This is a genomic window from Vibrio hepatarius, assembly GCF_001274785.1.
In the GTDB taxonomy this organism is placed as follows: domain Bacteria; phylum Pseudomonadota; class Gammaproteobacteria; order Enterobacterales; family Vibrionaceae; genus Vibrio; species Vibrio hepatarius.
In genome coordinates this window covers 31297-43771 of record NZ_LHPI01000004.1, presented here as the reverse complement: position 1 = coordinate 43771, position 12475 = coordinate 31297, and the positions used below count along the sequence as shown (strand labels likewise).

At 45.4% G+C, this 12475-nt stretch carries 11 protein-coding genes; 7 read left to right on the top strand and 4 right to left on the bottom strand.

Annotated features, from left to right (window positions below):
• Window positions 1-16: 16 nt before the first annotated feature.
• Window positions 17-1018 carry a lipid A deacylase LpxR family protein gene (locus AKJ31_RS06935; protein WP_053408376.1) on the top strand — a complete coding sequence of 334 codons (1002 nt, stop codon included), beginning with the start codon at window positions 17-19 and terminating at the stop codon, window positions 1016-1018.
• Window positions 1019-1023: 5 nt separating this feature from the next.
• Here the strand turns inward: AKJ31_RS06935 and AKJ31_RS06930 are convergent, their stop codons facing one another.
• Entirely contained in the window at window positions 1024-2904 is a 1881-nt protein-coding gene (locus AKJ31_RS06930) for a methyl-accepting chemotaxis protein (RefSeq protein ID WP_053408375.1), read from the bottom strand.
• 223 nt (window positions 2905-3127) lie between these two features.
• Between AKJ31_RS06930 and pflA the strand changes: the two genes are divergently transcribed.
• The 6 genes from pflA to AKJ31_RS06900 all read left to right on the top strand — a co-directional run bounded on the left by pflA (window position 3128) and on the right by AKJ31_RS06900 (window position 10512).
• Window positions 3128-3868, top strand: coding sequence for a pyruvate formate lyase 1-activating protein (pflA, locus tag AKJ31_RS06925; protein WP_053408374.1), 741 nt, complete (start codon window positions 3128-3130; stop codon window positions 3866-3868).
• Between the two features lie 111 nt (window positions 3869-3979).
• Window positions 3980-4600 carry an energy-coupling factor ABC transporter permease gene (locus AKJ31_RS06920; protein WP_416340949.1) on the top strand — a complete coding sequence of 207 codons (621 nt, stop codon included), beginning with the start codon at window positions 3980-3982 and terminating at the stop codon, window positions 4598-4600.
• A gap of 125 nt (window positions 4601-4725) precedes the next feature.
• A complete protein-coding gene (locus tag AKJ31_RS06915; RefSeq protein WP_053408372.1) occupies window positions 4726-5226 on the top strand; it encodes a YfbU family protein in 501 nt (166 codons plus the stop codon).
• A gap of 392 nt (window positions 5227-5618) precedes the next feature.
• Window positions 5619-7553 (top strand): PrkA family serine protein kinase, encoded by a 1935-nt coding sequence (locus tag AKJ31_RS06910; RefSeq protein WP_053408371.1) that lies wholly within the window; start codon window positions 5619-5621, stop codon window positions 7551-7553.
• A 138-nt stretch (window positions 7554-7691) separates the two neighbouring features.
• Window positions 7692-8963 (top strand): YeaH/YhbH family protein, encoded by a 1272-nt coding sequence (locus tag AKJ31_RS06905; protein WP_053408370.1) that lies wholly within the window; start codon window positions 7692-7694, stop codon window positions 8961-8963.
• Between the two features lie 10 nt (window positions 8964-8973).
• Window positions 8974-10512, top strand: coding sequence for a SpoVR family protein (locus AKJ31_RS06900; RefSeq protein ID WP_053408369.1), 1539 nt, complete (start codon window positions 8974-8976; stop codon window positions 10510-10512).
• A gap of 41 nt (window positions 10513-10553) precedes the next feature.
• Here the strand turns inward: AKJ31_RS06900 and kdsB are convergent, their stop codons facing one another.
• Genes kdsB through lpxK form a run of 3 tightly spaced genes read right to left on the bottom strand, consistent with a single transcriptional unit; the run spans window position 10554 to window position 12473 of the window.
• The gene (gene kdsB, locus AKJ31_RS06895; RefSeq protein ID WP_053408368.1) at window positions 10554-11306 is read right to left on the bottom strand and encodes a 3-deoxy-manno-octulosonate cytidylyltransferase; all 753 of its coding nucleotides are present in this window, start codon (window positions 11304-11306) and stop codon (window positions 10554-10556) included.
• Window positions 11306-11485: a Trm112 family protein gene (locus tag AKJ31_RS06890; RefSeq protein ID WP_005474972.1), complete on the bottom strand. Its 180-nt coding sequence runs from the start codon at window positions 11483-11485 to the stop codon at window positions 11306-11308. Before AKJ31_RS06890 ends, kdsB begins: the two co-directional genes overlap by 1 nt.
• Window positions 11466-12473, bottom strand: a complete 1008-nt coding sequence (gene lpxK, locus AKJ31_RS06885) for a tetraacyldisaccharide 4'-kinase (protein WP_053408367.1) — start codon at window positions 12471-12473, stop codon at window positions 11466-11468. The genes AKJ31_RS06890 and lpxK overlap by 20 nt, the downstream gene beginning before the upstream one ends.
• Window positions 12474-12475 lie beyond the last annotated feature (2 nt).

Genomic DNA, 12475 nt, shown 5'->3' with positions numbered 1-12475 from the left:
CTTTTGCAGTAACATAATGAAAATAAAACCGATTTACTTGGTACCACTTTGCCTATTGTCGCTGAATGTTTTGGCGTCAGAGCGTGCAACGCTGTCTTTTACCTTAGATAATGATGGCGTGTTCGGCGTTGACCAAGACTACACCAATGGCGTGTTTTTTAACTTTGCCACCGGCGCTATTAATCCATACCCTATTTTTAGCCCTCTCAGTCTGTCTTACTGGGGCGGAGCCTCTTTAGATAAGTTTGAGTTCGCGCTTGGGCATAAGATGTATACCCCCTCAGATATTGAAACAAAAGACCCCCTCATCAATGATCGTCCATACGCGGGCTACTTACATACCGAATTCAATTACATCAGCTTACACCCGCAGCAGGCACAACGATTTAACCTGACGCTGGGTACAACTGGTGAAAGCTCTCTGGCTGACGAAGCGCAAGACATCGTGCACGGTATTACTGGCTCTGATGAACCGAATGGTTGGGAATACCAAGTAGAAGACAAGTTTATTGGTAGCGTCGGTTATCTAAGCCACTTCAACATTGCTCGTATCCGCTCTATCGCTAACACCGATTGGGAAATCTCAAACGTCTCGGAGGTCAACGTCGGTAATTTTCGCTCTGATGTGTCTACCGGTTTCATGTTGCGTTGGGGAGCTGATCTGGCAGGAAGCATGGGCGCTGCTAACATCGACAACGAAAACCCGTTTCGCGCAAGCATGTTAGGCGCTTCAAAATCAGGCTGGTTCTTATACGCAGGTGTTGAAGGTCGTTATCGCTTTAACGACTTTACTGTGGGAGGTGACCGACCTGGTATCGAAGACAACCCTTCGATTTCAAACCCTGATGCCTACGATGTATCGCTGCAAAATCTGCAGGCATCAGGTGTGGCGGGCATCGCAATCTATGGTCACAGCTTTGGCGCTACGCTCAGTGCCACCGCGAAGACTCCAGATTATGAACACGCGCCGGAGTCTGTTTACGGTACGGGTAGTGTCTCGCTATACGCGTTTTTCTGATTACGCTAAATAGTAAACTTCTGGCAGTCTTTGTTGAGGCTGTCAGAGCGCTGCTCTACAACACCACTAATACTGCGAAGATGCTCGTTGTTCTCTTCTAACTCTTTCATTGCAGAAGAAATCTGCGTCATGTTATCGGCCATTGATTGGCTGGTCGTCGCCAACTCTTTAATTGAGGTAAAAATAACCTCAGTTTGGTGAGACGCTTCATCCGCTTTTTCTGTAATCAGTTTAAGCGCCTCCATCGCCTCATGTCCTCGTTCACGACCGGTGTTCATTGACGACTCAGATTGACCTATGTATTGAATGACTTCTGCGCTCTCTTTTTTCATCGTATCTATGGTTCCGGAGATCTCTGACACGGCGTCGACTGTCCTTACCGCAAGGCTACGTACTTCATCAGCAACCACAGCAAAACCACGCCCTTGCTCACCAGCCCTTGCCGCTTCAATTGCCGCGTTCAGCGCCAATAAGTTGGTCTGCTCGGCAATGCCATTGATGATGTCCATTACTGAGTCAACTTTTGATGAAGCTTCTTCTAACTGCTTAATATGACCCGCCGCCGACGTCAATATGGCCCCAACTTCTTCAAGAGAGCCGATTGCGGCGCCAATCACTTTAGCACCTTCTTCTGCAGCCTGAGTTGAAGAGCGGCTGATGTCTGCGACAAATTCTAACGAGTTAGAAACTTCTTGAGTCGTGACACTGACCTCTTCCGTCGCCGACGCAAGTAACTGAGTTTGTCCCAACACTTCTGACTGGTGATGCGCCAGTTTATCTAAACCTTGATTGAGCTCTACGGCGTTACTACTCAACGCTAAACTGCTCGTCTGAACCCCCGATACCAACTCACCAAGATTAGTACTACTCTGGTTGATACTCGCGGCTAACTGGTTAAACTCATCATTCGGGTTTTCACTTTGCTCCATACGTTGCGATAAATCCCCTTTCGACAAGCTATTCAAAATCTCTTTAGTACGATTGAGCGAACGTGATAATGAAACGTTTTGCATCGCAGAGATTGCGATAGTGAAAACCGCCAGTACCACACACGCAATTAGAATCGACCATAAGGTCTGCTTGGATGAGCGCTCTGCAACATTCTGATGTTCAGTACTAATACCGCCTAGTTCAGAGGTAATCGAACCAATCAGCTGCGTCATAGTGGCTTTAGTCGCCGCTACTTTTTGCTCAATCGAGATCAGCTGCTTGGAAAGGTCACTGACGGTTTGAAATGTCTGTTTATATTGCTCGATTTCTTTTTCGTACAACTCCAACATAGCGTAAACATTCGACATACTTTCAAATGCACCCATCGCACGATTAAACAGTTTGAGGTTCTCTTCCGTCGGTTGCAGTAGGTAGTTTTGCTGCGCTTTCACCATCGCCTGAAAGTCAGAGTTCAATGTCACCATTCCGGTTTCAGCGATTTTCTGCTCTATGATGGATGCGAGTTGCTTTAATTGCCCAAGCTTACCTTCGTCAATGTTAAATCCGAGTTCCTGTTTCATCGACAACCATGGTGATACTGCTTCTTTAAAGTCAACCACACTCTTAGAGAGTTGTTCTCCCTGAGAGACTAACCCAACCTGACTCAAAAACTGAGAGTCTTTGCCAATCGCGGTAACAATCTCCTCGATGCGTATCTGAGTATCCGGCACCTTAGCACCAGTCATACGATCCAGCTCTCCACCTAACGTCAGAATCTGGCTTTGAGTTTGATAGATTGATAACGAGCCAGCCGCAATATCAGCACTGCTTTGATATTGGTTTGTCATTTGTGACAAGCGTTCAGAAGTGAAAAAGGCGAGAGACGCAAATCCTATCGTCAATACAAGCAAAAACAGCGTGACTTTCTGTTTCTGCGAAAGCGCAAGCATATCCATATAAAAAGTCCTTCAGCAACAATCAGATGTTTAACACCTTGCCTGACGGTGAGCATTGTTTGTTATTTTTACACATCATTTAACACTTTTATAACATACATTTTAGTCCTTAAGTTTAATTTTTCTTAATTTCTGTTTTCTTGCGACCAAAACTGAGAAAACCTATTTTATCCCTACCATTTGTAATAAAATAACGGGCAAATAACTAAGACGAGATGAGCACATGTCAACAACTGGTCGTATTCATTCTTTTGAATCCTGCGGAACGGTAGATGGGCCTGGTATTCGCTTTATTGTCTTCATGCAGGGCTGCCTAATGCGTTGTATGTATTGCCATAACCGCGATACTTGGGATACCCACGCTGGCAAAGAAGTCACAGTTGAAGAAATTATTAGTGAAGCGAAAAGCTACCGCCATTTTATGAATGCATCAGGTGGTGGTGTGACGTGTTCCGGTGGCGAGGCAATGCTTCAGCCAGAGTTCGTCCGAGACTTTTTCCGCGCGGCTCAAGCTGAAGGTATTCATACCTGTCTAGATACAAATGGTTATATCCGTAAGCACACAGAAGTCATTGACGAAGTACTGGATGCGACAGATTTGGTCATGCTCGATATCAAACATATGAAGGATGAGATTCACCATGATTTCATTGGGGTATCGAATAAACGTACGTTAGACTTCGCACGTTACTTACATAAGATTGGGCAGAAAACTTGGATTCGTTATGTCGTTGTGCCTGGTTACACCGACGATGAAGAAGCTGCGCACATGCTCGGCGAGTTCATTAAAGATATGGATAACATCGAAAAAATCGAGCTATTGCCATATCACAAACTGGGCGCGCACAAATGGGAAGCCTTGGGACATGATTACCCACTCGAAGGTGTTAATCCTCCAAACAAAGAAACCATGGACAAAGTTGTTTCGATTCTTGAGCAGTATCACTCAAATGTAAAATACTGATACCATCGCGTTACCTTTTCGTAAAAAATACCAGTCGTTATCGGCTGGTATTTTTTTGGAGTTAACGTGCTGCTCAACGAGTTGTTTGCATTCGTCTTAGTTTTGTTGTCACTGGGGTCAATCTGGAAAGATGTCACCAAGGTATTTCTACCCAAGCTAAAAAATGAACGTACGTTTCAGCATCTAACCTTTGCTGTCATCTTTGCCTTAACCACACTGTGGTCGGCGCAAGCCAGCGTAAAAGAGGGCCTGGCGATTCACTTTCTTGCACTGACCACCTTAACGCTCATGTACGGCTGGCGAAGCGCTTATGCGTTATCAATCGTTGTCTCTACTATATTAGCGATCATTGGTACTATTGAGTTCAGCCAACTCCCTGAATATCTGTTATTTTCTTGCTTGTTGCCAATTTGGGTTAGCTATGCGGTTTTCCTTCTCAGTTACCGATTTCTCCCCCGCAATATTTTTGTCTTTATCTTTGTCGCCGGTTTTTTCAATGGCGCGATAACGGGCAGTACACATCTTCTTTTTAACAGCCTGTACATCGCTTGGCATGGCACCTACGACTGGCCGACCATCGTTGATAACTATTTGGTGTTTGTTCCCCTGCTCGCTTTCCCTGAAGGTTTGTTAAATGGTATGTCTTTAGCTATGTTTTCTGTGTTTAAACCGGAGTGGCTACGGGTCTTCTCGGACCGAGACTATATCTACAATCATTACCACAAAAAATAGGCTATTTTTCTGCTGAATCTTTGTACTTTTCATATTAAATATGTGTTGAGATCATGTTTCACTCCCGCTTGAACAGATAACCTAAGCACATTAAAAATGTATTAGATTCTTTTAGTGAGGCCCCCATGGAAATGACCAATGCTCAACGCCTAATCCTATCAAACCAGTACTACCTGATGTCTCAGATGGATCCAGACAACGCAGCAAAATACCAACGCTTACAAACTATTGTTGAGCGCGGATACGAACTGCAAATGAACGAGCTAAACAAAGACTTTGGCTGTCTGAGTGATGCGGAATGTAGACAGGTTATTGATATCATGGAAATGTATCATGCAATGCAAGAGTCCAACAAAATGTTGGAAGAAGCAGAGCGTAAAGACGTTGATCAGCGCCGACTACAATTCCTCGGTTTTGATATCGCGACAGAATGTCAGCTAGTGAACTATGTACGCTTCCTTACTGATTCTGAAGGTTTGTACCCTCAATTTGATAAAGCAGACCACCATTTCAATGCGCAAATGCCGATGCTAGAAAAATACCGTCGTATGCTAGCAACCTGGCGTAACTGTCCTCGTCAGTACCACTTGTGCGCGAATGAGCTAAGACAAATTTTTAACGCTTAATTACTTAAACAGGCCACTTAAAATGTGGCCTGTTTACTTTCTTAGCCATGACTACTTCCAAAATCGCAGTCTTACTCTCATTCACTTCACCATACGTCAAAAAGAACAGATCCACTTTTCACCTCTCAATCGGCGGCCTTATCGCCACTACGATATTCGCGTCATAAATGTGTAACATCTCATTACCCACTCTTTGAGTTATCCAACCATAATTAGTTATCTATCAACCTCTTTGTTGGTCGCTGCTGACATTCTGTGGTTCATCACAATTTGCAAATAAACACATATTTTTTAAGCAAAATTCGAAAAACAAACTAGTCTTAACTAAGAATGGAATAGCTTTTTCTATGCGGGTTGATTGTCGTTAAGACAAGTTCAGAGGGGAATTCATTATGAGTATTTTTGACCATTATCAAGCACGCTATGAAGCAGCCAAGGATGAAGAGTTATCTTTGCAAGAATTCTTAGCACTTTGTCGAGATGATAAGAGCGCGTATGCCAATGCCGCCGAGCGTTTGCTGATGGCGATTGGCGAACCCGAGCTCATCGATACTTCACATGATCCACGCTTGAGTCGTATTTTCTCTAACCGGGTCATTTCTAGATACCCAACGTTCAAAGACTTCTACGGCATGGAAGATGCCATAGAACAAATCGTTTCGTATCTAAAGCACGCAGCTCAAGGGTTGGAAGAACGTAAACAGATCCTTTACCTACTTGGCCCTGTGGGCGGTGGTAAATCGTCACTTGCTGAAAAACTAAAAGCGCTAATGCAGCAAGTACCTATTTATGTTCTGTCGGTTGACGGTGTTCGAAGCCCGGTAAACGACCATCCATTCTGCTTGTTTGACGTCAATGAAGACGGCGATCTACTAAAACGAGAATACGGTATCGACCAACGCTACTTGCGTTCAATCATGTCACCGTGGGCAGCGAAACGACTTCATGAGTTTGGTGGTGACATCACTAAGTTTAAAGTAGTGAAAGTTCGTCCATCTATCCTCGATCAAATCGCGGTAGCGAAAACAGAGCCTGGTGACGAAAACAACCAAGATATCTCATCGTTGGTTGGTAAAGTTGATATACGTAAACTCGAACACTATTCACAAGACGACCCAGATGCATACAGCTACTCTGGTGCGTTATGTCGAGCCAACCAAGGCTTGATGGAGTTCGTAGAGATGTTCAAAGCGCCGATTAAAGTGCTTCACCCTCTGCTTACTGCAACACAAGAAGGTAACTACAACGGTACCGAAGGCCTTTCTGCCCTACCGTTTGAAGGCATGATTCTCGCCCACTCCAACGAGTCCGAATGGCAAACCTTCCGTAACAACAAAAATAACGAAGCGTTCCTTGACCGTGTTTACATCGTCAAAGTACCGTACTGCTTGCGTGTATCGGAAGAAGTTAAGATTTACCAAAAACTACTCGACCATTCAGAATTGTCCAAAGCACCATGCTCCCCTAGCACATTAGAGCTACTTTCCCAGTTCAGTATTCTGTCCCGTCTGAAAGAGCCAGAGAACTCGTCTATCTTCTCTAAAATGCGCGTATACGATGGTGAAACACTAAAAGACACCGATCCAAAGGCGAAAAGCTATCAAGAATATCGCGACTTCGCCGGCGTTGATGAAGGTATGTCCGGGCTATCAACCCGTTTTGCCTTCAAGATTCTATCGCGCGTGTTCAACTTCGACCAAACCGAAGTTGCGGCTAACCCGGTTCACCTGTTCTACGTTATTGAGCAGCAAATTGAACGCGAACAGTTCCCACAAGAAACCGCAGAGAAGTACCTTGAGTTCTTGAAAGGCTATTTAGTACCACGCTATGTCGAGTTCATCGGAAAAGAGATCCAAACCGCCTACTTGGAATCTTACTCTGAATACGGACAAAACATCTTCGACCGCTACGTCACCTACGCTGACTTCTGGATCCAAGACCAAGAATACCGCGACCCAGAAACCGGACAGCTATTTGACCGCTCTGCACTAAACAACGAATTGGAGAAAATCGAAAAAACAGCTGGCATTAGTAACCCTAAAGATTTCCGAAACGAAATCGTCAACTTTGTCCTACGTGCCCGTGCAAACAACAAAGGGCAAAATCCGGCGTGGACCAGTTACGAGAAACTACGCACGGTTATTGAGAAGAAAATGTTCTCCAATACCGAAGAGCTACTACCCGTTATCTCATTCAATGCGAAAACCTCTTCTGAAGATCAGAAAAAACACGACGACTTTGTCGCTCGCATGATGGAGAAAGGATATACCGAGAAACAGGTTCGCCTATTATCCGAATGGTACTTACGCGTACGTAAATCTTCATAGTAATGAGCCTCAACTCGACTACGCTAAATAGAGTAGTCGAGTACCCAAGATGTCCCTGCCAGAGCTTTTAGCTCTGGTAGAGGCGGGATGCACGATCAACATTAGTGCTTAGGCTGCGTGTACGAAAAGGGGTGACTCATGGCGCAATTTATTGACCGACGACTAAACGGCAAGAATAAGAGTGCGGTAAACCGCCAACGATTCTTGCGTCGTCACAAGGAACAAATTAAAGAGTCTGTTGCAGACGCAGTAAATCGTCGCTCAATTACCAATACCGAGACAGGCGAGGATGTCTCGATCCCTCATAAAGACATCAAAGAACCTGTATTTCATCAAGGTCGAGGCGGCCTGAAAGAACGTGTTCATCCAGGTAACGACCAATTCATTACTGGCGACAAAATTGAACGCCCTAAAGGTGGCGGTCAAGGCGGCGGTTCTGGCGATGGCGACGCGAGTCCTGATGGCGAAGGCCAAGATGATTTTGTGTTCCAAATTTCGAAAGATGAGTATTTGGATATTCTCTTTGAAGACTTAGAACTCCCTAACCTTGAAAAGAATCAAATCAATAAGATTACCGAGTGGAAAACGCATCGTGCGGGCTACCAAACCGCTGGTGTACCCGCCAATATCTCAATTGTAAAATCACTCCAACAATCGCTGGCTCGTCGCACCGCGATGACCGCAGGTAAAAAACGCTTCCTCCATGAATTGGAAGATGAACTCGAACGAATCAAAAATAGTGAACCCGCTCAGCTACTGGAAGAAAAACGCCTAAAAGCGGAAATCCAAGAGCTGCGCGATAAAATTGCCGCAGTTCCGTTCATTGATACCTTTGACTTGCGCTTCAAAAATTACGAGCGTCGCCCTATTCCATCTAGCCAAGCGGTGATGTTCTGTTTGATGGACGTTTCAGGTTCAATGGACCAAGCAACCAAAGATATTGCCAAGCGCTTCTATGTTTTGCTCTATTTGTTCCTGACCCGAACTTACGAGAACGTCGAAGTCGTGTTTATTCGCCACCACACCCAAGCGAAGGAAGTGGATGAACATGAGTTTTTCTACTCCCAAGAAACCGGCGGTACGATTGTTTCCAGTGCTCTAAAACTGATGAAAGAGATCGTCGCAGACCGATTCCCAACCGGTGAGTGGAATATCTATGCGGCTCAAGCATCGGATGGTGATAACTGGGCGGATGACTCGCCTCGCTGCCGTGAACTGCTAACCAAGCACCTACTGCCAAACTGCCAGTACTTTTCCTATATCGAAATTACGCGCCGCTCTCACCAAACGCTGTGGCACGAATATGAAAAATTAGAGGGTAGCTACGACAACTTCGCGATGAAAAACATCCGTAGCGTAGAAGATATCTACCCGGTATTCAGAGAGCTCTTCAGAAAGGAAACAGCATAGGGAGGCCGCTATGACGACAACAACTAAAAAGCCAACCAAAGAGAAGATGCTGCCTGATGGACCAGATTGGACCTTTGATCTGCTCGATCGTTACCACGTTGAAATACAACGTGTTGCCGAGCACTATCGCCTCGACACCTATCCAAATCAGATTGAGGTCATCACTTCTGAGCAAATGATGGATGCATATTCCAGTATTGGTATGCCGATCAATTATAATCATTGGTCATTCGGTAAGAAGTTTATCCAAACTGAGCAAGGGTATAAACACGGGCAAATGGGGTTAGCGTATGAGATCGTGATTAACTCCGACCCGTGTATCGCTTATTTGATGGAGGAGAACACTGTTGCGATGCAAGCTTTGGTTATGGCTCACGCTTGCTATGGCCACAACTCTTTCTTTAAAGGTAACTACCTATTCCAAACATGGACAGATGCCAGTTCAATCATTGACTATCTTCTGTTTGCGAAGAAGTACATCGCGGAGTGCGAAGAAAAGTACGGTGTCAAAGAAGTTGAGGAACTGCTCGATTCCTGTCACGCATTGATGAACTTTGGCGTGGATAGATACAAACGTCCTGAGAAAATTTCAATCGCGGAAGAGAAGTTGCGCCAGGAAGAGCGCGAGGCTTATTTGCAGTCTCAAGTCAATGATTTGTGGCGTACCGTTCCCAAGTCCAAAATCGCTCAAGAAAAGTCTAAACAACGTTTTCCATCTGAACCTCAGGAAAACATCCTGTATTTTATTGAAAAACACGCACCGCTGCTTGAACCTTGGCAACGTGAGATTGTTAGAATTGTACGTAAGATCAGTCAGTACTTCTATCCACAGAAGCAGACTCAAGTGATGAACGAAGGCTGGGCAACATTCTGGCACTACACGATTCTTAACCATCTTTACGATGAAGGGTTGGTAAGTGAGCGATTTATCTTAGAGTTTCTCCATAGCCATACCAGCGTCGTCGCTCAGCCAGCATATAACAGCCCTTATTTCAGTGGTATTAACCCATACGCGTTGGGTTTTGCGATGTTCCGTGATATTCGCAGGATCTGTGAAGAGCCTACCGACGAAGATAAAGAATGGTTCCCTGAGCTAGCAGGCTCAGACTGGCTGGAAGCGGTTCACTTTGCAATGCACAACTTCAAAGATGAAAGCTTTATAAGTCAGTACTTGTCACCCAAACTGATGCGTGATTTTAAGCTGTTCGCAATCACCGATGATGACAGAAAAAACTATATCGAGGTCACCGCGATCCACGACGATATGGGCTATCACGCGATCCGTGAAAAGTTAGCTGCGCAGTACAACCTGAGTAATCTCGAACCGAATATTCAAGTTTACAACGTGGATGTGAGAGGCGATCGCTCGTTAACGCTCCAGTACGTGCCTCACGATAGAATTCCGCTCGATGAGAGCTACGATGAAGTACTTAAACACCTTTACCGTTTGTGGGGCTTTAGCGTGGTTCTTGAAGAAGTCAAAGAGTCGGGACATCGTGAAATTCTGTCAACCTGTCCGAAGAGAAACGAGTACGACGGAAAAATCTAAACGCAGTAAGATTGAAAATGGCCCACAAAGGGCCTTTTTCTTTATTGGTTAGCAATGATGTTTCTCACTACTTCCAAATCTTCTGGGGTATCAACGCCGGCAGACGGCGCTTCTTTAGCGACTTCAACGTGGATTTTCTCACCGTACCAAAGTACGCGAAGCTGTTCCAAACACTCGATTTTCTCAAGTGCTGTTGGCTCCCAGTTGATATAGGTATTGATGAATCCAGCGCGATAAGCGTAGATACCGATATGACGCATTAGCGGTTGAGCGATCGTCTTGCCGCCATTTGCAAAATTATCACGGTCCCAAGGAATCGTCGCACGGCTGAAATACATCGCGTAACCGTCTTTATCTGTCAGCACTTTAACCGCATTTGGATTAAACACTTCAGCTTCGTCTTCGATTTCTACTGCCAATGTCGCCATCGGTGCTTGGCTTGCCGCAAGGTTATTAGCTACTTGCGAGATGATCGATGGCGGGATAAGCGGCTCATCACCTTGAACATTAACGATGATGTGATCATCAGGAATGTTCTTTAGCTTAACCACTTCGGCCAAACGCTCGGTACCAGACTCATGGTCAGGAGACGTCATGCAAACATCGCCACCAAAAGCTTTGACTGCTTTTTCCACACGTTCATCATCCGTTGCGATGATAACCTGATCTGCACCAGCTTGAATCGCTTGTTCGTAAACCCACTGAACCATTGGTTTGCCACCAATATCCGCCAGTGGTTTACCCGGTAAACGCGTGGACTGGTAGCGCGCTGGAATAACGACTGTAAATGACATTATCGTCCCTCATCCATGCTCATTTGACGAGCTTCAGGTTCTAATAGAACAGGAATGCCTTCCTTGATTGGGTACGCTAGGCGGTCCAGTTTGCAGATCAGCTCTTGCTTATCTTTATCAAAAGTTAGCTTACCTTTACATACTGGGCATGCGACGATTTCAAGCAGACGGTGATCCATATTTTTCCTTAACCTCTTTTATTTTGTTCAAAATACGCTGCTCATCTTGTTGATTAAAGCTTGCGGTAACTGGTAAGTACCACCAGTTCTCTTTCGCATAGTCAGCGCATTTTACTGCATCTTTCTCGGTCATTATCAGGTGCTCGCCACGCTTGGACAAGGCCTCTAACTCTGCCGGTATAAAATCTTTATGATCCGCAAACCCTTGGGCATAGTTTAGCTTAGCCCCAAGCGTTTCTAATGTATTAAAAAAGCGTGGTGGATGCCCTATCCCCGCCATCGCGACAAGATTGGTTAGCTGGCTAACTGGCACTTGTTGACGATTCTTTAGGTTCACAGCAAAACTTGGGGAGAGCGACATGGCAGCTTCACCGTCGTGCGCTTTGCCACCGTTGGTAATAATGAAGTCAACTTCATTGAGACGCTCGACACTTTCACGCAATGGACCCAGTGGTATCAATGACTGGTTACCAAATCGACGCTCACCATCAACAACCACCAGCTCTATATCGCGTTGTAGCGCATAGTGCTGTAAACCATCATCGGTAATGATGATATCAACGCCAAGTGGCAACAACGCTTGCACCGCTTCGCTGCGGACTGGTGATACCGCTACTGGCGCCCCAGTTCGTTTGAATATCAGTTTAGGTTCATCGCCACAGTGTTTGGTTGACGTAGCATTGTCTACGACTAATGGGTAACTTGGTGATTTCGCTCCGTACCCGCGAGACACCACTCCCGGTTTGTAACCCAGTTTCTGCAGATGCTCGACCAACCAAATCACCACCGGTGTCTTGCCGTTACCACCAGCGGTAATATTACCTACTACGATAACAGGCGCTGGCGCGCGATAGCTCGGTTTCGCACCTGATTGATATTTGCTACGTCTTGAACGACTGATCACGCCAAACAACACACTCAGTGGCCAGAGCAATGGCCACAGGAGATATTTCATCGGGTGATTTTCGAACCAGATTTTTTCAATCACGC